Annotated in this window: 26 protein-coding genes; 6 read left to right on the forward strand and 20 right to left on the reverse strand. The window is 46.8% G+C overall.

Translation table 11 applies throughout. The annotated features are described in order from the left end of the window. Positions 1–10: 10 nt before the first annotated feature. The 3 genes from ureC to ACQ5BJ_RS15440 are packed head-to-tail and all read right to left on the reverse strand — an operon-like array spanning position 11 to position 2,371. Complete coding sequence (gene ureC / locus ACQ5BJ_RS15430; protein ID WP_005543434.1) at positions 11–1,723, reverse strand: urease subunit alpha; 1,713 nt, start codon at positions 1,721–1,723, stop codon at positions 11–13. Then, complete coding sequence (locus ACQ5BJ_RS15435) at positions 1,720–2,043, reverse strand: urease subunit beta (protein WP_430111344.1); 324 nt, start codon at positions 2,041–2,043, stop codon at positions 1,720–1,722. The genes ureC and ACQ5BJ_RS15435 overlap by 4 nt, the downstream gene beginning before the upstream one ends. Before the next feature lie 25 nt (positions 2,044–2,068). After that, complete coding sequence (locus tag ACQ5BJ_RS15440; protein WP_430111347.1) at positions 2,069–2,371, reverse strand: urease subunit gamma; 303 nt, start codon at positions 2,369–2,371, stop codon at positions 2,069–2,071. A gap of 552 nt (positions 2,372–2,923) precedes the next feature. On the opposite strand from ACQ5BJ_RS15440, the gene ACQ5BJ_RS15445 reads away from it, so the two are divergent. Beyond that, positions 2,924–5,335 (forward strand): S8 family serine peptidase, encoded by a 2,412-nt coding sequence (locus ACQ5BJ_RS15445; RefSeq protein ID WP_430111350.1) that lies wholly within the window; start codon positions 2,924–2,926, stop codon positions 5,333–5,335. A gap of 354 nt (positions 5,336–5,689) precedes the next feature. Here the strand turns inward: ACQ5BJ_RS15445 and ACQ5BJ_RS15450 are convergent, their stop codons facing one another. The 14 genes from ACQ5BJ_RS15450 to coxB all read right to left on the reverse strand — a co-directional run bounded on the left by ACQ5BJ_RS15450 (position 5,690) and on the right by coxB (position 18,398). Beyond that, positions 5,690–6,085 (reverse strand): DUF4367 domain-containing protein, encoded by a 396-nt coding sequence (locus tag ACQ5BJ_RS15450; RefSeq protein ID WP_430111353.1) that lies wholly within the window; start codon positions 6,083–6,085, stop codon positions 5,690–5,692. Between the two features lie 238 nt (positions 6,086–6,323). Beyond that, the gene (locus ACQ5BJ_RS15455; protein WP_430111356.1) at positions 6,324–6,965 is read right to left on the reverse strand and encodes an RNA polymerase sigma factor; all 642 of its coding nucleotides are present in this window, start codon (positions 6,963–6,965) and stop codon (positions 6,324–6,326) included. A 121-nt stretch (positions 6,966–7,086) separates the two neighbouring features. After that, positions 7,087–7,896 (reverse strand): protease inhibitor I42 family protein, encoded by an 810-nt coding sequence (locus ACQ5BJ_RS15460; RefSeq protein ID WP_430111358.1) that lies wholly within the window; start codon positions 7,894–7,896, stop codon positions 7,087–7,089. 374 nt (positions 7,897–8,270) lie between these two features. Then, on the reverse strand, positions 8,271–9,557 hold the full coding sequence (locus ACQ5BJ_RS15465; protein WP_430111361.1) for an ABC transporter permease: 1,287 nt from the start codon (positions 9,555–9,557) through the stop codon (positions 8,271–8,273). After that, positions 9,550–10,455 carry an ABC transporter ATP-binding protein gene (locus ACQ5BJ_RS15470; protein ID WP_430111364.1) on the reverse strand — a complete coding sequence of 302 codons (906 nt, stop codon included), beginning with the start codon at positions 10,453–10,455 and terminating at the stop codon, positions 9,550–9,552. The genes ACQ5BJ_RS15465 and ACQ5BJ_RS15470 overlap by 8 nt, the downstream gene beginning before the upstream one ends. Continuing rightward, positions 10,452–11,357: an ABC transporter ATP-binding protein gene (locus tag ACQ5BJ_RS15475; RefSeq protein WP_005543450.1), complete on the reverse strand. Its 906-nt coding sequence runs from the start codon at positions 11,355–11,357 to the stop codon at positions 10,452–10,454. Before ACQ5BJ_RS15475 ends, ACQ5BJ_RS15470 begins: the two co-directional genes overlap by 4 nt. Before the next feature lie 21 nt (positions 11,358–11,378). Beyond that, positions 11,379–11,771 (reverse strand): GntR family transcriptional regulator, encoded by a 393-nt coding sequence (locus ACQ5BJ_RS15480; protein WP_005543452.1) that lies wholly within the window; start codon positions 11,769–11,771, stop codon positions 11,379–11,381. 37 nt (positions 11,772–11,808) lie between these two features. After that, positions 11,809–12,534 carry a hypothetical protein gene (locus tag ACQ5BJ_RS15485; RefSeq protein ID WP_005543454.1) on the reverse strand — a complete coding sequence of 242 codons (726 nt, stop codon included), beginning with the start codon at positions 12,532–12,534 and terminating at the stop codon, positions 11,809–11,811. A 355-nt stretch (positions 12,535–12,889) separates the two neighbouring features. After that, positions 12,890–13,354 carry a DUF420 domain-containing protein gene (locus ACQ5BJ_RS15490; protein WP_005543456.1) on the reverse strand — a complete coding sequence of 155 codons (465 nt, stop codon included), beginning with the start codon at positions 13,352–13,354 and terminating at the stop codon, positions 12,890–12,892. An 86-nt stretch (positions 13,355–13,440) separates the two neighbouring features. Continuing rightward, positions 13,441–14,349 (reverse strand): cytochrome c oxidase assembly factor CtaG, encoded by a 909-nt coding sequence (ctaG, locus tag ACQ5BJ_RS15495; protein WP_005543458.1) that lies wholly within the window; start codon positions 14,347–14,349, stop codon positions 13,441–13,443. A 118-nt stretch (positions 14,350–14,467) separates the two neighbouring features. Beyond that, positions 14,468–14,788, reverse strand: coding sequence for a cytochrome C oxidase subunit IV family protein (locus tag ACQ5BJ_RS15500; protein WP_430111370.1), 321 nt, complete (start codon positions 14,786–14,788; stop codon positions 14,468–14,470). A 4-nt stretch (positions 14,789–14,792) separates the two neighbouring features. Then, entirely contained in the window at positions 14,793–15,413 is a 621-nt protein-coding gene (locus tag ACQ5BJ_RS15505; protein WP_005543460.1) for a cytochrome (ubi)quinol oxidase subunit III, read from the reverse strand. Continuing rightward, on the reverse strand, positions 15,410–17,260 hold the full coding sequence (ctaD, locus tag ACQ5BJ_RS15510) for a cytochrome c oxidase subunit I (protein WP_051135070.1): 1,851 nt from the start codon (positions 17,258–17,260) through the stop codon (positions 15,410–15,412). Before ctaD ends, ACQ5BJ_RS15505 begins: the two co-directional genes overlap by 4 nt. A gap of 64 nt (positions 17,261–17,324) precedes the next feature. Next, complete coding sequence (coxB, locus tag ACQ5BJ_RS15515) at positions 17,325–18,398, reverse strand: cytochrome c oxidase subunit II (protein WP_040734902.1); 1,074 nt, start codon at positions 18,396–18,398, stop codon at positions 17,325–17,327. Positions 18,399–18,944: 546 nt separating this feature from the next. Between coxB and ACQ5BJ_RS15520 the strand changes: the two genes are divergently transcribed. Continuing rightward, positions 18,945–19,694 (forward strand): hypothetical protein, encoded by a 750-nt coding sequence (locus ACQ5BJ_RS15520; protein WP_430111373.1) that lies wholly within the window; start codon positions 18,945–18,947, stop codon positions 19,692–19,694. A 134-nt stretch (positions 19,695–19,828) separates the two neighbouring features. On the opposite strand, the gene ACQ5BJ_RS15525 is transcribed toward ACQ5BJ_RS15520, so the two are convergent. Both ACQ5BJ_RS15525 and ACQ5BJ_RS15530 read right to left on the reverse strand, forming a co-directional pair. Further along, on the reverse strand, positions 19,829–19,990 hold the full coding sequence (locus tag ACQ5BJ_RS15525; RefSeq protein ID WP_367667489.1) for a hypothetical protein: 162 nt from the start codon (positions 19,988–19,990) through the stop codon (positions 19,829–19,831). Between the two features lie 204 nt (positions 19,991–20,194). Then, complete coding sequence (locus tag ACQ5BJ_RS15530) at positions 20,195–20,383, reverse strand: hypothetical protein (protein WP_005543464.1); 189 nt, start codon at positions 20,381–20,383, stop codon at positions 20,195–20,197. 245 nt (positions 20,384–20,628) lie between these two features. Between ACQ5BJ_RS15530 and ACQ5BJ_RS15535 the strand changes: the two genes are divergently transcribed. The 4 genes from ACQ5BJ_RS15535 to ACQ5BJ_RS15550 all read left to right on the forward strand — a co-directional run bounded on the left by ACQ5BJ_RS15535 (position 20,629) and on the right by ACQ5BJ_RS15550 (position 24,137). Next, on the forward strand, positions 20,629–21,654 hold the full coding sequence (locus ACQ5BJ_RS15535; RefSeq protein WP_430111376.1) for a serine hydrolase domain-containing protein: 1,026 nt from the start codon (positions 20,629–20,631) through the stop codon (positions 21,652–21,654). A gap of 79 nt (positions 21,655–21,733) precedes the next feature. Then, complete coding sequence (locus ACQ5BJ_RS15540; RefSeq protein WP_430111379.1) at positions 21,734–22,909, forward strand: MFS transporter; 1,176 nt, start codon at positions 21,734–21,736, stop codon at positions 22,907–22,909. Between the two features lie 177 nt (positions 22,910–23,086). Continuing rightward, on the forward strand, positions 23,087–23,692 hold the full coding sequence (locus ACQ5BJ_RS15545; RefSeq protein ID WP_005543467.1) for a TVP38/TMEM64 family protein: 606 nt from the start codon (positions 23,087–23,089) through the stop codon (positions 23,690–23,692). Positions 23,693–23,855: 163 nt separating this feature from the next. Continuing rightward, complete coding sequence (locus ACQ5BJ_RS15550) at positions 23,856–24,137, forward strand: hypothetical protein (protein ID WP_005543468.1); 282 nt, start codon at positions 23,856–23,858, stop codon at positions 24,135–24,137. 109 nt (positions 24,138–24,246) lie between these two features. Here ACQ5BJ_RS15550 and ACQ5BJ_RS15555 read toward each other — a convergent pair whose 3' ends face one another. Further along, a complete protein-coding gene (locus ACQ5BJ_RS15555) occupies positions 24,247–25,029 on the reverse strand; it encodes a sporulation protein (protein ID WP_268620889.1) in 783 nt (260 codons plus the stop codon). Positions 25,030–25,250: the final 221 nt, after the last annotated feature.

Genomic DNA, 25,250 nt, shown 5'->3' on the forward strand with positions numbered 1-25,250 from the left:
CGGCTTCACCTCAAAATAAGAAATAACGCTGTCCCATCGGCACTTTATCTACCGGTTCGCAGGTCATGAGTTCTCCATTGACCCGAACCTCATACGTTTGCGGATCAACCGTGATCTCAGGTGTTTCAAAATTCAACTTCATATCTTTTTTCGTTAATGTCCGGATACCATGCACAGGCAAAACGATTTTTTCGAGCCCTAACTGTTCGTGGACTTTGTTGTCAAAAGCGGACTGCGAAATGAAAGTGATGGAGCTTTGGGAACGCGCCTTCCCGTATTGCCCGTACATTGGACGGTAAATGACCGGCTGCGGCGTTGGAATGGATGCGTTCGCATCCCCCATCAAGCTATGGGCTACCATCCCGTTTTTGATGATCATTTCAGGCTTCACACCGAAAAATGCTGGAGACCAAATGACAAGGTCGGCGACTTTCCCAACTTCAACCGACCCGACATACTCAGAAATCCCGTGCGTAATGGCCGGGTTGATCGTATATTTAGCTACATATCGTTTAGCGCGGTTATTATCTGAAAGCTCACGGTCACCCGGAAGCGAGCCCCGCTGTTTTTTCATTTTGTCGGCAGTCTGCCATGTTCGTAAAATAACTTCACCGATGCGGCCCATCGCCTGCGCGTCTGAACTGATCATACTAAAAACGCCCATATCCTGGAGAATGTCTTCGGCAGCAATCGTTTCGCGTCGGATGCGAGAATCCGCAAAAGCAAGATCCTCTGGTATCGACGGATTCAGGTGGTGGCACACCATCAACATATCCAAATGCTCGTCGATCGTATTAATGGTATACGGCAGCGTCGGATTCGTGGACGAAGGCAGCACATTCATATAACTGGCGGACTTAATCAGGTCAGGAGCATGTCCTCCTCCTGCCCCTTCCGTATGATACATATGGATCACCCTGCCTTTGATCGCCGCCATGGTATTCTCCATGAAGCCGCCTTCATTCAAAGTGTCGGCATGAACCGCAACCTGCACGTCGAACTTGTCGGCTACGCGTAACGCATGATCCAGCGCCGAGGCGGTCGCTCCCCAGTCCTCATGCACCTTCAGCCCAATCGCTCCGGCCCGTACCTGCTCGGCAAGCGGTTCTTCTGCCGCAGCTTGTCCTTTCCCAGTAAACCCGACGTTAATCGGCAGCCCCTCCGCCGCCTGCAACATGCGGTGTATATTCCATTCCCCAGGAGTTACTGTGGTTGCCTTAGAGCCCGCAGCCGGACCTGTTCCGCCGCCAATTAATGTGGTCAGACCTGAAGATAGCGCCGTCTCGACCTGGCCTGGATTAATAAAATGCACATGCGTATCAATGCCGCCGGCGGTGACGATCCTGCCCTCCCCTGCAATAATTTCCGTCGCCGCGCCAATGACGATATCCACATGATCCATGATCAAAGGGTTGCCCGCTTTGCCGATCCCAGCTATCCTGCCGTCACGGATTCCAATATCCGCCTTATATATGCCGGTATAATCCAAAATGATTGCATTCGTAATCACGACATCCGGAATATCGTCGCCGCGAGTCGCAAGCGGATGCTGACCCATACCGTCACGGATTACTTTTCCTCCGCCAAAAACAACCTCATCGCCATAGGAGGCAAAGTCCTTTTCAATCTGGATAAAGATATCCGTGTCCGCCAAGCGAATCGAGTCTCCCGTTGTCGGTCCGTACATTTGTGAATATTGATTTCTGGACATTATAAAACTCATGATTGGCTTCCGCCTCCCACAGATCCATCCGTCTTGTTATTAAATCCATACACGCGGCGCTCCCCTGAGTAATCAATCAGTTCTACTTCTTTTTCATCCCCGGGCTCAAAACGTACCGCGGCGCCTGCAGGAATATTCAGACGCTTCCCAAACCCACTATTACGATCAAAAATGAGAGCTTCATTAACTTCATAGAAATGAAAATGCGACCCGACCTGTACAGGACGGTCGCCGGTATTTTTAACAGTACATCTCAAGACGGTTTTGCCGGCGTTGCATATAATTTTTTCCTTCTGCAAAAAGATTTGTCCAGGTATCATTAGACTCTCTCCCGTCGCAGTTCATTTATCGTATCGGATGGTGTACAGTTACCAATTTCGTGCCGTCTGGAAAGGTGGCTTCAACCTGGATATCGTCGATCATTTCGGGAATCCCGTCCATCACATCGTCGCGGGACAAAATCGCGGCCCCATATTCCATAAGCTCCGCAACTGTTTTCCCGTCCCGTGCCCCTTCAATAACTTCATAAGTAATCAGCGCAACAGATTCAGGATAGTTTAATTTAAGCCCCCTTTCCCGTCTGCGCTTGGCGAGATCCGCCGCAACAACGATGAGAAGTTTATCGATCTCACGGGGTAACAATTGCATCGTATGTGCCTCCTTCGATTTTCGAAACCGGTTTCGCACTGAAGAGAATGAGTCAATCCCTTGGTATACACCTTCCTTCTGATTCAATCCGATTGATTAATCAATCAAAAAAAAAAAAAAAAAAAAATGAAAGAAAGACCTAAATTTCATAATCACTGTCTGAATATTCAAGCAACAACTTGGTGGTATTTTTTACCTATATAATATAATAAAAAAACAGTAGAAACAAGAAATTTTGCTTCTACTGGCCCTATAATATATCAAAAATTCACAAAAAATATATCAGTTAGCAACCAAATCTATCTCCGCTATAACGATTACTCATAACTCGTAATTGTTAATCCAACACGCCATAATCACAAAAAATATTATCTGGTAATCACAGTAAAACTATTATAAAATGGGTTCATTACATTTTTGCCCAGTTATTATGATTGATTTTACAAATTGGGGAAAACATGTAAATCTATCATTTTGGAGGTGAGCTTATTCGTTAAAAATGCTAGCATTGTCAGACTAGACTATACTTTTTATACCTAGGGGGAATAATATTTGGCGAACAAAAACAACAAAAAAGTGCTTTCTCTGATCATGTCGATTGCAATGGCAATCAGCCTGATGTCACCAGCGGTGTCCGCCTATGAAGGATCCGCGAACAACTCAACCGAGAAGCTGCTCCACTTGCGATCGGGTACCATCAATCTCCAAAATGAAAATGAACAATACGGACTGCAATTTGATGAAGAAAGCACGCAACGCCAATTGTACGTTGTTCAATTCAACGACGTCATCACAGATTCCTCCAAACAGCTCTTGCAACAGGCAGGAGCGGAACTCGGAGATTATCTCCCTGACTATGCTTATCTCGTACGCATGAACTCGCAACAAGCCGCCATCCTCGCCACAAACGATCAGATTTACAGAATTACCCTCTTTCAGCCAGAGTGGAAGAACGGCAATCTCTCCACATCAGAAGACATTCCAACAAGCAACTATGTCATCTCGGTATTCAGGGGCAGTGAGGCAGAAGTTGCCCGCTCACTTCAGCAGCAAGCCATCCCCGTTACCGATGTACAAGAAGGCTATATTGAAGCTGTAGTAAGCAATGAATCACTCCCGCTTGTTCTTCATCAACCCGATGTCACCTTCGTCGAATCTAAGCCTGCCGATGAGATCTTCAACGACTTCGTTACTAATCAAGTTGGGGCCGCCACGTCGAATGGCGTATGGAGCAATGGATTGACCGGAAAAGGTCAAGTGGTTACCGTGGCCGACAGCGGCTTGGATTCCGGTAATCTAAGCACACTCCATAAGGATTTCGAAGGTCAGCTTCACACAGCGCCGGTTCCTATCGCAAGCGGAACATGGGCAGATACGAACGGACATGGCACGCATGTAGCGGGCACCGTGCTCGGTACAGGAGCAATGTCCAATGGGAAATATAAAGGCGTTGCCTATGGCGCCAAGCTATTCTTCCAAGCGCTCGGCTGCGGCGGCGACTCCATTTGCACAGGCGATGTACGCAATCTGTTTAGCGCCGCAAAGCAGCAGGGTTCAGCCATCCACACCAACTCCTGGGGTTCCCGCTTCAACTACACCTATAGCGCCAATTCTTCACGCGTTGACGAATTTACGTTCAACGACAAGAACTTCACTGTATTATTCGCCGCCGGCAACGACGGCCGGGGCGGCTACAAAACCGTCAATGCACCCGGTAACGCCAAGAATACCATCACTGTCGGCAATCTTCAAAAGTCAAATCCGAATCAAATTGCGGTGGGCTCAAGTAAAGGCTACACCTTGGACGGGCGGGTCAAGCCTGATGTTGTCGTCACAGGCTCCAACATTATATCCGTTCGTTCATCGGCTTCATCCACTCCTGCTAACCCGAATCAATATTACACCACCATGTCAGGCACCTCTATGGCAACTCCGGCAGTCGCGGGATCGGCAGCCATCGTTCGCGAGTTCTATACAGAAAACAAACACATAACCCCTTCCTCCGCGCTTATCAAGGCTACGCTCATTAATGGAGCTGAAGATGTAGGATATGGATGGATGAGCAGAGAGACAGGATGGGGACAGGTTAACCTCGTGAATTCACTTACCCCCACTGAGGGAAGAACCAATGACTTCATCGACAATACTACAGGTTTAAAAACAAACGATTCTATCTCCTACCGTGTCAAGGCTGAAGCTGACAAGCCTCTCAAGATATCTCTTGTCTGGAGCGATTACCAAGGTGCCGTTCAAGCTGGCAAGCAATTAGTTAATGATCTCGATCTTGAAGTAAAAGCACCGACTGGCGAACTCTACAAAGGCAACTGCTTCGTACAAAATACGGCTAGCACAAGTTGTACCAACAACGATGATATCAACAACGTGGAAAATGTATATCTTTCAACTCCAACTACGGGTGAATATACCGTAACCATCAAAGGACACAATGTTCCGCAAGGCCCACAGTCATTTGCATTAGTTGTATCAGGCAATCGTTCCTCTATTCTTGGTCAAGCCCCTGAAAACCCAGAACCGATTGTACTGAAGGCGCCTGAGCAGTTGGCTGTAACGGCAGTCACGTATAATTCGGTGAACCTGAGCTGGAGCGATCCGAACACAGGAATTCAAGGCCTTACATACGAAATCTATCAACAGCAGCAAAAAATCGGAACCAGCAGTCAAACCAATTACACGGTAAAAGATCTTAGTCCCGGCAATACGTATACCTTTACAGTCAGGATCATCGCCGGACAAGGCAATGTCTCCCCCGACAGTCAATCGGTAACAGCTAAACTTCCAAAACCGGAGGGGAATACAGAGCCATGGCAGATAGGCAAACCATACAAGGTAGGCGATCTTGTCTCATATAGCGGTGTAATCTATGCATGTATGCAACCGCATACTTCCTTGGACGGCTGGGAGCCTTCTAATGTAACTGCACTTTGGTCGCCTATACAGGAATAGGGTAGACCCTTCAGACTAACCACCATCATGAAATTTGTTTGACTACTTTTGCTTCATCTCGTCACTGCTAACGAAGGAAGTCACCCCATTTCATTACCGAATGCGCAAAAAAGGCTATACCGCGGTTAAACGCGGTATAGCCAATTATTCACTTTTCGTTTGGCCCATAATCGATTCACACGCTTTACGTACCATCCATTTTGAAGGCCATCTCCGCCTCTCGGGCACACTTACATACGGATGCGTTTATTATGACCCAAAATGAACGCAGCTCTGCATTTCAAAAAATAGTTCAGCCCAATCGCTCTATCACGGGGAACGAAATGATCTATTTTTTCAATAAGTTTGAAGGTATTACCCCACTGACTTGATCATGGACAACAATTCTTCTTCACTGACGCCTTTCTTCAGGCTCAAGGAATACGAAAATCCATGCGAGTTCCATATTGCCAGTTCATATTTGCCTTGATTGCCTTTGATGGTCACCTGTTCATTTCCGATTTGAATGATGTTCGCGTCACCATACTCTTCATAGTTGCCGCTATTATCGTTCGTGCCGGGCGAAATCCTAAACGTCAGGCTGTTATTGGCACCGCTATAACGAATTTGAGCCGTCTCTACGCCTATTGAAAAGTAGCTCGTGTCCTCCACTTCAAACGGAATTCCCCCAATATCAGTTACTTCAAACCCGATACCAGCCACAAGTTCCTGCAGCGACGAATACTCCTTAATGCCAGGCGATACTAACACAGGGCCAGGGCCCTGGACGTTGGGGACTGTATCATCCTGATGATAATAATACGTAGTCACTAGGGTACCGGTGAGGAGAACCAGGCAGCAAACAGCCACGCAAGTGACTCTTTTGGTATGATGAAACAATCTCAGAAATCGTTTTTCTTGAGGGGTTAAGTCCGCGCTGCGAATGTTTCGCACGATCCGCTCGTGCATATCAGGAGTGACTGTTACCCTGTTCATGATCTCGTTATATTTATTCGGCAAAGTCATAATCCTCCTTCAAAACGATTTTGAGCTTCTCTCTGGCTCGGTGCAAAAGCGAACGGATCGTCGTTTCTTTTTTGTCTAATATCCGTGCAATCTGCGCGGTCGAATACCCTTCCTGGTAAAACAGATGCAGCACTTCGCGATAGATGACCGTCAGGTTGCTTACTGCCTCCCATACGAACTTCAAATCCTGCTCATCGTCTGAAAGTAGCCCTTCGTCCAGTTCAGCATCGTCGAGCTTCTCTTTAGACTTGATTTTATTTTTGCTGATGTTGATTGCCACCCGCAGTAGCCACGCTTTTTCATGTGCAGCATTTTCGAAACGAGGGACAGACCGCATGTATTGTAACAATGTATCCTGCAGTACATCTTCGGCATCGGTGAGATTGTGCAAATACGAATACGACAAACGCAAGATGGCCGTTCCGTGTTCCTCAAATAGCCTTTCTGTTTTGTACTGGATACCTTCCTGTTCCTCGGTTGAATCCTTGGCCACGGCATGTGCATATCCACAATTCCATCTTGAGGTCAATTTCCGAATCTGTGTCAGCAGCGTACTGCTCAAAGATAAAATATATCGCATATAGCGATACTTCGGATTGCTGTATACTTGTTCAATGATATCCAATGTTGACCTCCTACCAAGCCTTCCTCCTGATTCGATGATTAGACGAAATCGTCCCCATTCCTAAGAACAGGACGATCTCCTTTTATTTTTTGCGGAACCCATGTTGTGAAGCAACGGAGCATTAGTTTACTTTTACCGTATAAGTTAACATTTTTGCAGGCTTCTGCTCCTTTTCCCATGGCCGGGAGTAGGTGAATGTCAACGTATACGTACCTGGCTTGGTGGCTTTAAACGTCCATGTTTTTTCATCCCCCGCACCTAATGCGAAAGATTCGCCCTGATTAGGCTTTCGGCTCTTCTCTGCCACAAGTTTAATTCCGTTTTGATCGGTTACATAGCTCCAGGAGTATCCGGTCGATGTGTTCTCTTCCATGTTTACGCTGAAACATTGCCCCGTTTTCACGCTGTTTACCTTATCCACTCCCAACACAGCCGGAGACTGCTGTTTTTCAGCTATTTTATCCTGTTCGGTCACTTTAATCATGTACACTTTCGTATCCGCAGCCTTCTGCTCCTTTTCCCATGGCCGGGAGTAGGTAAATGTCAACGTATACGTACCCGGCTTGGTGGCCTTAAACGTCCATGTTTTTTCGTTCCCCGTACCTAATGCGAAAGGTTCGCCCTGCTTTGATTCTTGGCCCTTCTCTGCCACAAGTTTAATTCCGCTTTGATCGGTTACATAGCTCCAGGAGTATCCGGTCGTCACATTTTCCTCTAGCGTGATATCGAACGTTTTACCCGCTGCAACATTAATTTCTTTTAGGTGATCGTTCTCCTTTTTCGCAGGCTTGATTGCATCCGTGGCCTTGTTGCCGCCTGCCGACTTCACGGAGGTAATGCTGGCATAAGCATTACCCTGAATACTCATGCTGCCAACAGACAAACAAGCCGCTAGGCTTGCAACCGTGATCATAGATTTCGTAATTTTCATTGCACTTTCCTCCCATAATTTTTATTTAAAATGAAAGGGTACAGAAAGAGCCTCATTTACCATTGCAAATATATCAGCATTCCTTCTGTTTTTCGACATTCTATTATGTATACAAATGACGAAACGAAATTGTTGCAAACCCTCAAAAAAAAAAAAAAAGAAACATGCTTTTATAACCTGCTTTCTCAATCACTTGCCCCCAAACATGATATACATAAATAAAGGTGGATAAATAGAAAAAACCTGATAGACCAAAGGTTTTGGCTTATCAGGTAAATATACATTGTCTCAAACATATACCATCATTTGTCTCTTTTATTGTTGTAATCAGTCCCAATTATAACTGTTACTCGCATCACAGTAATCATGTATCTCTAAATCTTGTACGCTTTCATCGCCTTGCGGATTTCTTTCCACGATGGACGCTTGCCATACATAAGGACGCCTGTGCGGTAAATCTTCGCAGCGAGCCAGCCAAAGAACAGAATGGATACAATCAAAATCGCAATGCTCACCCAGAATTCCCACCATGCTGCACTGTCTGTCCCGATGCGCAGCAGCATCGAGGTCGGTGTGAAGAACGGGATATAGGAACTTACCTTCACCAGTAATGTATTCGGTGTCGAGACGCTAAAGATTGCAATATAGAATGCCGCCATCGTGAGCAGTGAAATCGGCATAGCCGCCTGTGCCAAATCTTCCGTCCGGCTTACGATCGAGCCTACTGCCGCGAATAGTGTTGCATACAGGAAATAGCCAAGTACATAGAGCAGCAATCCGCCGCCTACTACCGTCCAGTCAATCATCGAAATATCAAAGTTGAGATCCTTCAATGGAGCCGCATTGTGAGGCAGCAGGAGGTTAATAACAACCACTGCGAAGAACACAATAATTTGCATCAGTCCGAGTAGGAACATCCCGATAATTTTCCCGAACATTTGCGCCAGCGGAGAGACGCTCGTAATGAGTATTTCCATAATACGCGAACTCTTCTCTTGTGTAACCTCGGATGCGATCATGTTGCCTGTCATCGTATTTGTCATGAAGAACAGCACAATTAACACCATCACGACAATAATGGAAATTCCTTTTTGCATCGGATTCTCTTCCGTCGCTTTCTCGCCTTCCTTCACGATCTTCTGTGTATCAATCGTAACTGGCTTGCTCAGTTCTGCCTTCTGCTGTTCGGTAAGTGAATTCTTAACGAGCCACTCTGTCTTCACCGCGCTTAAACCGCCGGTAACTGTCGCTTCATCGCCATGTCCAAGCTCATCCTTGCCGTGGAACACAACCTGCGGAAACGCTTGCTTCTCTACATTGCCCGCTGCATCCTTCTTCGGATCGAACTTCAGATAGCCTTCCAGATCACCGGAGTCCACCTTCTTGCGCAGTTCCTCCTCAGAAGCAGACGGAACAAGCTTCAAGTCGCTGCTGCCGTGCTTCGTCAGTTGCTCCTCGAATGACTTCGCAATTTCCGCATAATCACCGCCCTGTACAAGACCAATCGATGTTGGCTCATTGCTCGAAAATTGAGAGATCAAAAATGGTATGTTAACCCCAACTGTCATAATGAGTGCTAATATAATTGTCGTAATGACGAACGACTTCGTCATCATTTTCGTCTTCAACGTGAATCTGATGACCGTCCCCAAGTTATGCATTAGATTCGCCTCCAACTGCTTTAATGAAGATCTCGTTCAAAGTCGGCTCTTTCAGCTCGAACTGCTGCACCGTCGCTTGCGCCATGGCCAGCTGCAGGATATCCTGCGCGGCGGCTTCATTGGAAATGCGCAGCTTATAGCCGTCTCCGATTTTGGATACGGATTGAACACCTGCAATGCGATCTAAACCATCCACATCTCCACTCGTACGCAAAATGACATGTTCACGCGGATATTGAGATTTCAAATCGCGCAGCGAGCCTTGAACCACTGCATTCCCCTTTTGCAAAATAGTAAGGTTCTGGCACAGCTCCTCTACATGCTCCATCCGGTGCGTAGAGAACAAAATGCTCGTTCCTTGATCGCGCAGCTCCTTAACCGTCTCCTTCAACAGTTCCACGTTAACGGGATCCAACCCGCTGAATGCTTCATCCAAAATAAGCAGCTTCGGCTTATGCACAATGGCGGCAATAAAGCCTATCTTCTGCTGATTCCCCTTAGAAAGCTCCTCGATCTTCTTATTGTAATTCTCCGGTACATTGAAGCGTTCCAGCCAATATTTCAGATTTTTATCCGCTTCCGCACGCTTCATCCCGCGCAGTTGTGCTAAGTACGTTACTTGCTCGCTGATCTTCACCTTCGGGTACATTCCACGTTCCTCTGGCAAATATCCGAGGATGCGAGTCAACCCTTCATGATACGGCTTGCCATGATACGTAATAGAACCGCCATCCGGATAAATAAGACCAAGCACCATCCGCATCGTCGTCGTTTTCCCGGCGCCATTCGCGCCAAGCAATCCGTAGATTTCTCCTTCTTCTACCTTCAAGCTAAGACCGTTCACGGCTGTCTTGTCACCGTACTGCTTCACAACTTGCTGCAACTTTAATGGATTCATTGCGCGTATACGCTCCCCTCAATATGCATCTCAATCATATAAGCTAAAATGTCATCCAGCTCCAAGGCATGCGTCTGAACGACCTCAATTCCCTCATCCTGCAAAAATCGTTCTAAGTGAGTTGCATCATATGCAATTAGCCTTGCTCCAAAGCGCTCTGATACAGCCTTCATCAACCCTGGCGCACCCTCGTAATCTGCTGCCTCACCGTTTACAACGAACAACTTCCAGGCATCGAATAAGGCATCTTTCTCTATAAATTGAAGGATCTTGCCCTTATGCACGATCAGAATATAATCCGCTAATCGCTTCACCTCATCTACGATGTGCGTGGCGATAAGAATAGTGCGCTTCCCATCCTGCAGAAACTTATGCAAATCGTCGATCATCATGCGCCAAGACAGTGGATCGAACCCAGAAGACGGTTCATCAAGCAATAGCAGCTCCGGCTGTGGACACATGGCGACGATCAAGTCCAGCTTGCGCCGCATGCCCTTCGACATCTTGCCCAGCCTCTGCTTCGGTGACAGCTCATACTTCGCCATTAGCTGGTGATAAAGCTGCCAATCCCATAGCGGATACCATTGCGAGATAAAGGATACAAGCTGCTCCGGTGTTAAATCATCGTACTCTGAATCGGAACTTTCACCTACATAGCCAATACGCGCCTTCACAATTGGGCTTAGCTCCGGCACTGTTTTCTGCTGCATGACATCTACCGTTCCTTCATCAGGTTGAACAAGCCCCATGCTCATTCCGAGTATCGTCGTCTTGCCAGATCCATTCGTGCCGACAATAGCAGTGACACAGCCCTGCGGAATGCTTAGATTTAGTGGGCCGATATGGAAGTTATCGCGCTTCTTAACTACCTGCCTCATCTGTATCACATCTTGGTTGTCCAACGCTTCTCCCTCCTTGTCCCATTAGCTTCCGCTACGCTTGCGCTCGATGATTTCACGGAGCATCATCATCAGTTCCTCTGTCGATACATCCACATGCATCGCAGCCTCGACAGCCTGTTCAAGCGCACGCTCAATCGCTTCCTTCCGATACCTGTCACGCTCTGCCGCTTGAACCGGTGTTACAAATGTCCCTGTGCCCTGCTTCGTTCGCAGCAGCCCTTCATTCTCCAAGTCTTGATATACCCTTCTTACTGTAATAACACTGCATTGGAGCTGATTGGCAAACTCGCGTATGGACGGAAGCAGCATTCCCTCTTCTACCTGCCCGCTCAGGATAAGTGCGCGAAGCTGGTGCTTAATCTGGGCATACAGCGGCTCAGAGCTGTTCTCATTAATTTGAATAGGGATAAACACCGCTCCTCATCACCTCCTGATTTATTGCTGTTCTCCTTTATATCCAATCTCGCTTCAAAACGATTTTGCGCAATCGGTTCATTCCGATTACATTCGAATTGACAATGACGACTATAGACAATACGATACTGATCCAAGGATGCGATTCTGCTACGCCTACTGCACTCTGCAAGATGCTTTCATTGGCTGCCCCTGCCAGAACGGACACAACCGTTATAATACCTAGTAGAATAAATGAGTATCTCATATATAATCGCCCGCTCAGGCTCACCTCAAGCGAGATATATACCCAGCTAATAGTTATAGCGAACGCTATCAGCATGAGTACATAGGAGATGCTGCTGATCCAGCCCAGGCTTCTGATTTTCTCACTAAGCATGTATTGCCCCACTAACATGACGCTCATATTGATGAACAAAGCCACGAGCATCTGCATTGTACGTGAAAGCACTACGGTCTTCACATCGATTGGGAGTATGCGCAGCTTCCGTATCCACTTCGTATACGAGTCATCCTTCATATAACGCATCGATCTTCGGGTGAAAAAGAAGCCAAAATTCGGGATCGTTACAAGAAACACAAAATCCGTCATCCCTTTAAGCGCTTTCGATGCAGGCTCAACGCCATTCAGAAGCGCTTTCAGCATCAGACCGCTCATTACGGCCATATAAGCACTGAACACGATCGTCATGAATATTCCCCACTTGAATCGGATCAGATCGTTCCTTACAATTTTCCACGCATCTCGATAATGCCCACGCATCCCAATATCCCCCCTCGAGCTCTATTTACAGCCCTTCCCCACTTTAAACAGGAGATGTGCTTATCTAATGATCACTGTGCTTACTGTGTATATCTTTATACACAGTATAGTGAGTAATTCCTCCATTTGTCAATCCATCATTAGGGAAATCTCAACACTCCTCCTCGTCGCCTTCAAATTATACCGTTCACGATCTGTTCTCCTTTGATGTCTTTTATCACGTAAAAAAAGCCCGTTCACGAGCACAAGGTGCACATAGAACGAGCTTTTATCACGCAACAGCCTAGAGCCTATGTAAAGTAAATGATCCATGAAAAGCAGCTTGGCTCCCCTTCATGGATCGGATTCAGATCGATTACAGACCAAAAATTGCGTCTAGTACCGGCTTCGTATGGCCGCCTGGGTACAAGATATACAGTAAGATATATACAGTAGCCCCTGTAATAGCGGTAATGAACCAAATTACCGAGGTGAACTTGCCCAGCTTGCGATGCTTCGCATAACGCCCTTTATAGCCCGTATACAATGTCGTCAAGCCGAACACAGCCGCTACAGCCGCGAGCACGATATGGAACAACAGGAAGACTAGGTAATATACCTTGAGATCATCCGGGCCGCCCCATGCGGTATTGCCTACAAAAATCGTGCGGGACATATAGATAATGAAAAAGATTAACGCAGCTACAGCTGCCGCGAACATCGTTTTCTTGTGCTGCTCCCGCTTGCCCTTAATAATTTGAGCCCAACCGATAGCGACAAGAATAGCACTGACGACGATGAAAGTCGTACTGATAGTTGGCATAATAAAGTACAGATCCACGAATGAAACGCCCTCCTCATTTGCATCGGCAATGAAGCAGTCCAATTTGATCTGCTTCTGCTTACGCTACCCATTATAGAGCATTTTTACGAATTCAACTGCCCTTCTACTGCGGTGTCCACAAAATCGTCATCATCTCTGCTCTCACGTCTGAACCAATGAACGAACACATAGAAGAGGATGCAGCCGTACATCGTTTCTTGAATCAGCTTCATTAAGATCCCGCCGAGCTGTTGATCCTCAATTGGCTTGAACCAATTAAAAAAGTCGGGGCCATCAAATGCGGCAAGCATTTTTACCGGATCACCGGATATACAATACCCCATTGCTTGTACCCAGGCTTCCTTGTCCACATAGGTGGCATAAAGAGGCTCGCTCGCAAATATGATTAACGCACACGCAGGGGTAATTAAAACACCATTCAAAAAGACATAGCCCATCTTTTTCACATCTGATAATGAGTTCCACTCCGGTACCGGAACAACGATCGGCCACCACATAAGCATCGAAGCAATAAACAATACAATATAGTAAAGGATATGCTCCGTGTAATGAGTCATGACGTAATCATGTACAGCTGGCACATGATAGAAAGAGAACAAGGTATTGAATAAGACAGCGCTGAGAATAGGATTCGTAAATAGCTTCAAGCGCCTCAGCGGCTTGCGATCCAATACATAACGCCATAACCAGGACGGAACAGCTAATAACAGAAGCGGCGGCACAATAATATACGACAATGCCATCATCGCCATATGGAAGGTGAACATCATATGACTCATCATGTTAATAGGCCCGCCTTGGGCCATATAGAGTAAGCCTGTCCCAATCACGAACATCAGCTTCTTCGAAGCTGGCACCGGTTCAGATGAAGGGAACCGATCCCGAAATGGCCCCGTCAGTCCGAAGTACAACACATTGATTAGTACCGTCGCTGTTAGGAACAACGGACTCCAAACATCATAGAAACTGAAGTATTCTGTCAACCCAAACATCTATGTTCAGCCCTCCTCTTCCTGCAATCCCCTGAGACGCCACTATTTCGCCACATTTATCCCTATTACGGAAAAAGAGGCGACGCTCCTTCGCGTCCCCTCTTCTCTCCTATCCGACTTACCACCATACCCAATATACGGCCATAATAATGGCTGTAAAGGCTATGATGGCTCCGAGTATCATAAACATGATCGGAATCATATGTCCTTTATCTTTCATGTGCATCCAATATCCCATCTGAATGACGACCTGCAAGACCGCCATAACAAGAAGGAGGATAACTGTGAACGTTGGGTTCACTTCACCCGCTGCACCTACAGTAGCAAAAGCAATCAGGGTGAGCACAATAGAGAAGATGAAGGCAATAATATGCTTCTGCTTGCCTTCGTGCTTATGCCGACGCTTCGAGTTGTCTGATGTTACTTGGTGTGTTGTCACTTGGTTAACCCACCTTTCCCATGAGGTATACAACCGTGAAGATGAATACCCATACAACGTCGATAAAGTGCCAGTACAGCGCGGAAACGTAAATCTTCGGTGCTGTCACCAGATTTAAGCCTTTTTTCATCGTTTGCAAAATAACGAGTGTAATCCATACGACACCAAAGGCAACGTGCGCGCCGTGGAATCCGACGAGTGTATAGAAGGATGAACTGAAGGCACTCGTTGTAAACGTATGCCCTTCATGAACATATTCAACGAACTCGTAAATCTCCAAGCATAAGAATCCCAATCCCAACGCGACAGTAACAGCGAGCCAGCTGAGCATTGATTTTATTTCTTTGCGATGCATCGCTTGAATCGCGAATACGCTCGTTAGGGAACTCGTCAACAAGATCAGTGTAGCAGCTGCTATCATCGGAAGCTTGAACAGCTCGGAAGCGGCAGGGCCATCACCAATTTGATTGCGCAGTGCAAGGAATGTGGCGAACAGTGTACCGAACAATACAGCCTCTCCACCGAGGAACAACCAGAAGCCAACGACCTTGTTGCGGCCTTCTAGGGTTGCCTTCTCCGGCTCATGAGGCCATTGCCCTTCTGCGTGATGTGCTGGTGCACTCATGCTTTAACCCCCTTCTGCTCCAGCTCCTCAGGTTCGATATGGTAACCGTGATCGTCCTTGATCGAACGCAGGAACATGCAACCGAATGTAATCAGCAAGCCGAAGCCTGCAACGATATGATTATGGAACAGACCGTTCAACAATGCGTTGTTAAACTCATCCTTCGCGAACATGAAACCAAAACCTGCAACGAATAAGCCTACTGACATCATGAATGGAAGAATGGATGGCGAAGGCATGTGGATAGAACCGATCGGTTCTGCAGCTTGCATCTCCGTGTTGCCTTCCATCTTTTCTTTCCACCAAGCATCGTAACCGCGAACAAGCGGAGTTTGCTTGAAGTTGTACTCTGGAGGTGGAGAAGGAATTGTCCATTCAAGCGTACGTCCATCTTCCCAAGGATCGTTGCCCAGATTTTTTGGCTTTCTTGACGTAATTGCGATGTTGTACAAGAACATAAGAACGCCGATACCCATCATAATTGCACCTATTGTACTTACCAGGTTCATTAGATCGAACCCCTGATTCGGCAAATACGTAAACACCCGACGCTGCATGCCAATCAAACCGAGGAAATGCTGTACGAAGAATGTTAACTGGAAACCAACCCAGAACATCCAGAACGTAGCCTTGCCCAATCCTTCATGCAGCATGCGCCCGAACATCTTTGGCCACCAAAAATGGAGACCAGCGAACAAGCCAAGCACCAAGCCGCCTACGATAACGTAGTGGAAATGCGCTACAACGAAGTACGTATCATGGAACTGGAAGTCAGCAGGCGCGGAGGCCAGCATGACGCCCGTAACCCCACCCATAACGAATGTTGGGATGAAGCCTACTGCATACAGATTGGCTGCGGTGAATTTAATCGAACCGCCCCACATCGTGAACAGCCAGTTGAATATTTTAATACCGGTTGGTACGGCGATAAGCATCGTTGCAATCGAGAACAGCGCATTCGCTACTGGCCCAAGGCCAACTGCAAACATATGGTGCGCCCATACCATGAAGCCCAAGAATCCGATCAAGATCGTAGCGAATACCATGGAGCTGTATCCGAATAGCCGCTTACGAGAGAACGTACTAATAACATCGGAAATAATACCAAATGCCGGCAAAATCAAAATGTAAACTTCAGGGTGACCGAAAATCCAGAAGATGTGCTGCCAGAGCACCACGCTTCCCCCATTCGGTACATAGAAAAAGTTCCCGCCGAACAAGCGGTCGAACATCAGCAAAATCAAACCTACCGTTACAGCAGGGAATGCAAACAGAATCAGTGCGGACGTAATGAAAGACGCCCACGTAAACATCGGCATGCGCATGAAGGACATTCCCGGCGCGCGCATATTAATAATCGTCGCCAAGAAGTTAATCCCCCCGATGAGTGTACCGAGACCTGATATCTGCAAGCCAATCGTGTAGAAATCGACGCCATGCGTTGGACTGTAATCTGTATTAGATAACGGTACATAAGATGTCCAGCCTGCATCAGGAACGCCGCCCATCAGCCAGCTCAGGTTCAGCAGCAGGCCGCCGAAAAAGAATGTCCAGAAGCCTAATGCGTTCAAGAATGGAAACGCAACGTCGCGAGCCCCAATTTGTAAAGGAATAATTGCATTCATTAAAGCAAAAATAATCGGCATAACACCAAGGAAAATCATCGTAGTACCGTGCATCGTAATCAATTCGTTGAATGCTTTTGCACTGACAAAATCATTCATTGGCTTAATTAATTGTATCCGGATCAAGATGGCTTCAATACCGCCAATACCGAAAAAAAGCGCTCCGGCAAGAAGGTACAGAATGCCGATCTTCTTATGGTCGACCGTCGTCAGCCAATCCATCAGGCCGCGATGTCGCTTCACCGTGTGAGCCAAGGTCGTTACCTCCCCTAGAAGATGCTAAAATCTACTGCTTATTGATTGCTTTCAAGGAATCAAGCTTGTATTCTGCCAAGTATTTCACGATGCCATTGAGCTCTTGCTCGGACAACTTATCTTTGAATGCTGGCATCTTATTGCCTGGCTTCACTTTCTCAGGATCCTGAATCCATTGGCGAAGATGCTCTTCAACCTTCTTCTGATCCAGTGTCTCATCAGCAGTTTCCCGGTTCAGCATGATACCAGCAACTGCTTCACGGCTACCAAACCCCTTCAAGTTCGGTCCCATGGACGGCTTATTATCGATAGCATGGCAGGACAAGCAATTTTGCTTGAAGCTTTCTGCAACTTGTGCGTCACCTTCGAACGGTTTTGGTTCAGCCTTCATTTCATTAACCCAAGCCGTGAACGTGTCTTCGCTGACCGCCTTCACTTTAAATTCCATAAATGCGTGGGAGTATCCGCATAATTCGGCACACTTCCCGCGATACACGCCCTCTACGTACGTCTCTATGTACATCTTGTTGACGTTACCGGTAGGGTTCGTATCCATCTTGCCCGCAATGGATGGAAGCCAGAAGGAGTGAAGAACATCAGCTGTCTTCAGCTCTAGCGCAATTTTCTTTCCATTCGGAACAATCATGTCCTGAGCTGTTGTAATTTCGTACTCAGGATATTCGAATTCCCACCAGTACTGGTGCCCTATTACCTTAACCTTAATTGCATCCTTGTCTTGGCTGTAATCCTCAGCGAAAGCAAATACATACTTCACTGTCGGAACTGCCAAAATAATGAGGAGGATGATCGGAATGACCGTCCAAATCACTTCAAGCTTGTGGTTCCCTTCGACTTGCTTCGGAATTTCGTTCTGTCCCGGTCGTCTGCGATAGCGAAGGACGACATAAATGGAAATACCGAATACGACAATAACAACTAGCGTCATAATCGTAATCGCCAACTGCATTAATCCGAACTGCTTGTCTGCAATGGGCCCCTGCGGATTAAGAGCCGATATATCAGCACGACCGCAAGCACTCAGGAGCAAGACGAGTCCGGCAAACAGTGGAAGTAGTCGCTTCACTGCGTGCCACCGATTCATCATTGATCAACCCCACTTTGTACGTTTTCGCTGATTACCCCATCACATGCTGTGTCGAAATCTAATATGCAGGTGTGCCTTTGGCCCAGAAGTGATTCAAGCTGCCGTTCATCCAATTGAGCCAATATTAACCATTCGATCATCGCGCAACTCGCCCATTACGCAATGAAGGCGCATGCATATTCGATTCGAACCGGTAATATTTCTCCATCAGAAGCCATTCTTCAAAACGAATGCCTTCAGGCAAAACCCGGTTTTGAACACGGATGTCGTAATCCTGTCAATTACTACAATCACTTACCTAAATATAATTTCCATATATTTATTTGTCAATGTTTCCCGGTCAGTTCACAAAGTGTTCAAAGACTGCGAAAAACGGCTTTATATCAGTATTTGTAAACGGTTTCAACAAGTGAGATGAGTCTCCTTGACTGTGTCGAAACCACTCAATTTCTGGCAGTTAGTTGCCTGTTATGAACACAAAAATCTATAAACTGCATACTCGAATGTTGAATTTTGAACACTAAGGGAAGTAAACAAGGAGGTTGAATGGAGTTGTCAAATGATGTTCACAACAATAAGCACTGCGTTCACCGGATTGTCACAATCAGTATCATTGCTGCCCTGTTTCTTACATCCGCTTGCGCTGGCATGGAGGCTGAGAAGTCGAAATCGCCAAGCGGCAACACGAAGGCCAACTACGCTGATCGGAAGATAAGGGAGCAGTCCACCCCCTCCCCCAATCCATTGCCGCAGATGCACAGTGAGGGACAAAGCCAGCAGCAGCAATCAGGGAACTATTCTTCAAAGCAGATCACGAAAGCAGATCACCCTTCCCTGTTCATTAACCAATCCGTCAGCGATACCGTCGGACATCTGGATGGGGTTAGTGTAGCCTATGTCCTGCAGCGCAAAGATACAGCCTATGTGGCGCTCACGCTTGACGGTGCAGGTCTCGGCACGATTGGCAGCGGCGGCAAGCATGAGCAATCGCAAATCGGCGCACCGGATACGGCTCGATATATGGAGCATGAAGCGAATCGCTGGCCGCCAAGGTTCATTACTTCCGACAGTCCAGTCCGCACTGTCAAAGAAAGCAATAAATTATCAGACGAGCTTTTGCACACCATTGACAAGACAGTTCGAAGTAAAGCTACGGGGATTAAGCATGTCAGAATTAGCGCCAATATGGAATTATTCAACGGTCTGACCCCGTACGTCATGCATGCTTACCCAGGAGATTCACTACAGTTCGCTGAGGGAGACATTATGAAGCTCATTCATCGCACGATGCGTTGATCCAGCTAAAGATCTGCTTGCTTAGAAAAAGACCAACCTAATGCTGTGCGAACGCTGCTGTCTCGTAGGGGAGAAATGCGGACTGCATTCCTCCCCAAGTTTCTTCCTTAATATATATGAAAAATATTTGAACATTATTGCCTAGTCGTTCGTTGAGCGTTTTCTACAAATCGATCAATTTCTAAGGTTGTAACGCCTGGCGCAAGCCTTGCCGCTACTTCCCTATGACAGCAGGTCGCTAAATGCCCTGCCTTCTGCATAAGCTCCAGTTGTGCAGCAGTTTTCGTAATCGCCATGATCCGCCTCCTTCCTGCACTACGTGTCCAATGACAAGTATATGCGTGGAACTAACCATTAAGACATCATGCTCATGATGTTATTCTTGTAAACATGCAAACAAGGCGCCCCGTCTACCGGAGCGCCTATTCTGTACGTATTGTCAGTTATTCCTTACATTTGCAGGATTGCATTCAGTACTTTGTAACATCCAAGATAAACAGTTACGACGCACTGGTATCCATTTTGCACATTTCCAATTCTACAAGCTGAGTTAATTCATCTTCATAGCCGCCCATAATCCGATACTTCCGGATGTACTCTTTCACGAATTTCCGAGGATTTTTCGGACGGAAAATACGTGTCATCTCCAACAAGCTTTCTTTCACTTCGTTGTGACCTTTTGTTGCCATGAAAATTCCCTCCCAAAGCGTTGTAGATCGTGCTCCGCAACGGAGAATCAATTGGACTATCGCTTCACTTACTGGAATTCGCAACCTTTTAGTCCTAGTATATCATATTCAGCCGAACTGCAAAATCACACCAACATATCTTAATCATTTCTCCATTGGGCATGCTAGTAACAACATACAACGCATTATCTAGCTGTCGTAAGGCTGGCATTCCATTATTACTACAATAAACAGGAGCGATTTCAATGAATCAGCATTCCCTATTTTCGATTCATATTGACGCAGCCGAACGAGCCGGTATTGATCCATATCGATTGCAGCAGGCTTTGGATGAACTTATAAGACTGTTTCCACGCATGTATTATTTTGCTTGTGCGAACCAAGGGCAACTAATCGCCGAAGTAAATACAGAAGGCACAGTTCCGGGTCAGCTATATGACCTTCGCTCCGCTACAAAGAGCTTCATTTCTGTTCTTGTGGGCATTGCTGTTCATCGTGGAGAGATGCCTCCGCTCCATGAACCGATTGTTGATTATTTGCCGCAAAGCATCGGTCAACGGCGCAAACAGGATCCAGATTGGCGGCGAATTTCCTTCAAGCACCTGCTTACAATGACTTCTGGCCTGCTCTGGGAGACAGGTAATCGGCTCGGTGAGCGCTGGATTCGTCGTTTTCATCATAGCAGCAGTTGGCTTAAATACGCCCTTCGGCTTCCCGTTCATCCAGAACGAATTGGACATTTTCAATATCGGAGTATTGATTCGCATTTATTATCTGTTCTGCTTACCTCCTGTACAGGAATACGAGCAGATGACTATGCAAAACAACATTTGTTCGCACCGATCGGAATTGAACATTATCGCTGGGACATATCGCCTGACGGACATGCTGCTGGCCATATCGGACTCTATCTATCAGGACGTGATATGCTCCGATTCGGCCAGCTTATTCTGGATAATAGAATTCATAAACCATCCAACCATGAAGGATCAAAAGGGATTGATCGCGTCGTACCAGCAGAATGGATAATCGAATCCCATTGTCCCTATTCGTCCGGATTGCCCGCTTACGGTGCTTACGGATACCAATGGTGGCTTCATCGCCTTGGCAATGAAGATGCAGCCTGTGCCGTTGGACATGGCGGACAAGTCATCTATGTCATACCATCACGCTCCATGACTGTTGTGTTCGCCGGCTGCCCCCGGGTATGCCGCTGGAGACATCCAAGGCGATGGATGGAGGACACGTTGCTGTCAGCTACATATTCTTAATATGCAATCCGAACTGTCGCCGCTGGCGACAGCTACTTCCGCACGATATAATGGTATAATCAGGAAAGGAGCGTTGTATGTGAAAGGAATTCGTGCATTAAGCATGGGGAAAGATATTTGGCTGCTCGCTGTCATTTTGTTCTTCGTGGAGTTTGTGCGTGGAGCAGCGCTCGTATCATTCATCCCCATTTACGGCGAACACACGCTGCATATCAGTCTGGCGATTATCGGAACAGCGATTACTGCACACTACTTGACCGATACTGTACTCAAAACAGCCATTGGATATTTGCTCGATCGCTTCTCGCCTAGACTGATTATCAATATTGGCCTGCTCATTTCACTGGCAGGTGTTGCTCTATTTCATTACGGAAATATCCCATGGGTTTTCATCTTCGCCGCCGCCCTATATGGTGTAGGAATATCCCCTGTATGGATCGTATGTCTAACCAAGGTAAAGGAAGATCAGCGCGCAGCGCAAATGGGCTTCCTCTATATGATATGGCTAGTCGGAATGGGAGCCGGTCCTGTCGTGTTAAACTTCATTTTAGACTTTCAGCCTAACCTCTCTTATTGGCTGCTGGTAATCTTGTCTACCTCCGCTTGGCTGCTGAGCTTTTTCATCTCTGGCGACAAGCAGTCGGAACGCATCTCTGTTCCTTTGCGTGAGCAGTGGCAAGCATTGCGAGAGAAGCTAAAGGCTATCAAGCCGCTGCTGCCGGGTATGATCCTACAGACACTAGGAGCAAGTATGCTCGTACCGATTCTGCCTACATTCGCAGCAGAGGCGCTTTCCTTTACCGAGCACCGTGAATATTCGCTTCTTTTATTGCTTGGCGGGGGCTGTACAGTGCTAGGACTTGTTCCGATGGGCAAATGGTCGGATAAAAGCAGTCGCAAGCCATTCCTCGTTGTTGGATTCGGTATCTTTGCCTTGACGCTTGCGTCATTGTCACTGCACCCTTCAAAATGGGTTGCTTATGGACTCGCGGTGCTGCTTGGCCTCTCTTATTCTGCTGTGCTGCCTGCTTGGAATGCGCTTCTCGCCTTATATGTTCCATCAGGCCAGAAAGGATTAGGATGGAGCCTGCTATCCACAGTTGAAGGCATCGGTGTTTTAATTGGCCCCGTACTTGGCGGGGTTATCGCGAGTGCCTTTTCTGCCAGTACAGTAGTATGGATCAGCGCTGCTTTATTCGGTATCGTTTCTATTGTCTATTTACTATTCCCGTCACGATGGTTTGCAGAGCAATAGCTTGCACTGATATTTGCAGCGATTGGGTCTATATTCATCATGTGGGAACTGCGTGATTCTTAACCGCATGAAGCAGTACGTCTAAAGCTGCCGAAACCAATAGGCCGCTAATACGTTACATGTACTAGGATACTGAGCAGATATATAGTAGCTATCATCAACGGGGAGGAACTTATTTTGTGGGAGTGGATACATAACACCATTAACTGGCTTAAACATTTGGATCTTAATCAAGTCGAGCATTGGATGCAGCAGTATTCGAATCTAGGACCGTTACCTGGAATCATGCTCCCGCTCGTAGAGGCTGTTCTACCATTTTTACCACTCATCGTATTTGTTATGGCTAACGCAGCAGCTTACGGCCTGTGGCTTGGTTTCCTTTATTCATGGATCGGTGCAAGCCTCGGGGCATGCTTGGTTTTTTGGGTGGCACGCAAGTTCGGAGGGCGGTTCAGTACCTACCTACAGAAAAACCTGCCCTCGTCTAAGCGCTTCTTTACATGGTTAGAAACAAAAGGGTTTACTCCGCTGTTCATCTTATATTGTTTCCCATTTACGCCGTCAGCGCTTATTAATATCGCTGCTGGAATTAGTACAATCCCATTTCGCACCTTCGTGTGCGCCGTATTTGCCGGCAAGTCGGTCGTTATCTTCATTATGGCCTTCATCGGTCATGACTGGCAGGGATTTATCCATCATCCTTGGCGCATTCTCATTGCGGCTGCTGCTCTATTCCTGTTATGGCTTGGCGGGAAGAAGCTTGAGGCACATTACCAACTATGAACGAACATGATGCCGCACTTCTAATACGTCTCTCCTGTACGTATTCATACAAGGATATTTTTAAGTTGGCGGGGCACCTTAATAAGAGCTTTTGATGAGGTGGATATCCATCACTTAAAGCTTATCGCTTGCACGCAGCAAACGTGAAAGGAGCTCATGACCCATGACAGAAAATGAACATAAGATGAATCCGATATCAAGAGAACGTGTTGAAGTAGATGGCATTTACGCTAATGAATGGGGACGTGAAGAAGTATTGCATCGGGGCCAAACCTTCCCTTCCGATCCTCAGCTAGGCGCTTCAGAATGGGAGCTTCAACAATATCTGTTCGATAATCATCATACTGGAGGAACCGATCAGCGGCTCATAGCCAAATCCGATGATGCCGAACAGCAATCCAAGCAAACAAGTCCGCGCAAGCATACGGATCGTGGTGACAAATAAAGCAGCGCATATTCATACGTGTATGATCTCTATAGGGAGAGATTTTGGGCTGAATCCAGCTTTGAACCTCTCCCTTCGTCATGTTACAATGCAGCGTTACAGCAATCGCTTACAAGTGCTGCCGGATCATTTCTGCCAATTCACCAGCAAACCCTTCAGCACCCATCTTGCGCCATTCATTGTTCGTTAACGGAAAGCGAAGAAAATGATCAACTGTAGTGGACGCATCTACCAGCATCCCCCGCACATTACGGGCACGACCATTTAAAAAGACAAGAAGCTCTGTCTGATGCTCTGCTGCTAGAAAAATAAGCTCCATCTCTTCAATTTCCCCACGGAAGTAGGAGGTTGGGACGAATTCAAATTGTTGTACAAATGGGAATCTCCCGCCAATTCTCGGGGCATGAATACAATCCGCAGCCCGTAGACGGAAGCCAAGACGGTTCACTCCGTCGATGACAATGCTTTGCTCAACAGTAGGGATAATTTCGATTCGATCGTGGTCATTTGGCTCTATAGCACAGGTGCGTTCTATGCCCATATCTATCATCAGCCATACAGGGGTGTTATCGATCGTTAATGGAACCCGATTCGGAAGTACAATGGAGAACGGCACGTCCTTCGTCTCATTCGTACCCAATGAGAAGGATTCATAGACAATGTAGCGCTCGAGTTCACAATAGCTCCGTTCACTCCGTCCATCTAACTGACGTGCATAATTTGTAATTAATACAAGCTCAAGGCACTCGACATAGTGTGGAACATGACCTCCCCGCAGTTTCACAATTCCACGCGCTTCCTCGCCCGGCGCATATCTTCCACGTTCCAGCAGCGTATCGATCTGAGCTGTGCCGAGACCGATGCTTCCAAGGAAACGATTGAACATGGACATCACATTGACCCTCCCCTGAACTATTTGCATGTACATGAGATGTAAATGGAAAATGTTTATGTTTCATATACCCATTCGACAGCCTTCCTCTTTTCCCTTTTCCGTCAGCGGAAGAAAAACTAGAATAAAGCGATGTTTCTCGTTATTCTCTCAAACATTTACAATTGATATAAACTTCCTGCTCAAAAATCCCCCCAAACTGTAGACGTTCTGCTATTATG

The organism is Paenibacillus sp. B1-35 (assembly GCF_050474385.1).
Classification (GTDB): Bacteria; Bacillota; Bacilli; order Paenibacillales; family Paenibacillaceae; genus Paenibacillus_B; species Paenibacillus_B alvei.

Coding starts and splice junctions, on each gene's coding strand:
- ACQ5BJ_RS15550 (WP_005543468.1), top strand. CDS start 23,856: ATGACAGAAAATGAACATAAGATGAATCCGATATCAAGAGAACGTGTT.
- ctaD (WP_051135070.1), bottom strand. CDS start 17,260: ATGGATTGGCTGACGACGGTCGACCATAAGAAGATCGGCATTCTGTAC.
- ACQ5BJ_RS15440 (WP_430111347.1), bottom strand. CDS start 2,371: ATGCAATTGTTACCCCGTGAGATCGATAAACTTCTCATCGTTGTTGCG.
- ACQ5BJ_RS15530 (WP_005543464.1), bottom strand. CDS start 20,383: ATGGCAACAAAAGGTCACAACGAAGTGAAAGAAAGCTTGTTGGAGATG.
- ACQ5BJ_RS15535 (WP_430111376.1), top strand. CDS start 20,629: ATGAATCAGCATTCCCTATTTTCGATTCATATTGACGCAGCCGAACGA.
- ACQ5BJ_RS15525 (WP_367667489.1), bottom strand. CDS start 19,990: ATGGCGATTACGAAAACTGCTGCACAACTGGAGCTTATGCAGAAGGCA.
- coxB (WP_040734902.1), bottom strand. CDS start 18,398: ATGATGAATCGGTGGCACGCAGTGAAGCGACTACTTCCACTGTTTGCC.
- ctaG (WP_005543458.1), bottom strand. CDS start 14,349: ATGTTTGGGTTGACAGAATACTTCAGTTTCTATGATGTTTGGAGTCCG.
- ACQ5BJ_RS15465 (WP_430111361.1), bottom strand. CDS start 9,557: ATGCATAACTTGGGGACGGTCATCAGATTCACGTTGAAGACGAAAATG.
- ACQ5BJ_RS15555 (WP_268620889.1), bottom strand. CDS start 25,029: ATGTCCATGTTCAATCGTTTCCTTGGAAGCATCGGTCTCGGCACAGCT.
- ACQ5BJ_RS15435 (WP_430111344.1), bottom strand. CDS start 2,043: ATGATACCTGGACAAATCTTTTTGCAGAAGGAAAAAATTATATGCAAC.
- ACQ5BJ_RS15520 (WP_430111373.1), top strand. CDS start 18,945: ATGGAGTTGTCAAATGATGTTCACAACAATAAGCACTGCGTTCACCGG.
- ACQ5BJ_RS15460 (WP_430111358.1), bottom strand. CDS start 7,896: ATGAAAATTACGAAATCTATGATCACGGTTGCAAGCCTAGCGGCTTGT.
- ACQ5BJ_RS15485 (WP_005543454.1), bottom strand. CDS start 12,534: ATGCGTGGGCATTATCGAGATGCGTGGAAAATTGTAAGGAACGATCTG.
- ureC (WP_005543434.1), bottom strand. CDS start 1,723: ATGAGTTTTATAATGTCCAGAAATCAATATTCACAAATGTACGGACCG.
- ACQ5BJ_RS15505 (WP_005543460.1), bottom strand. CDS start 15,413: ATGAGTGCACCAGCACATCACGCAGAAGGGCAATGGCCTCATGAGCCG.
- ACQ5BJ_RS15470 (WP_430111364.1), bottom strand. CDS start 10,455: ATGAATCCATTAAAGTTGCAGCAAGTTGTGAAGCAGTACGGTGACAAG.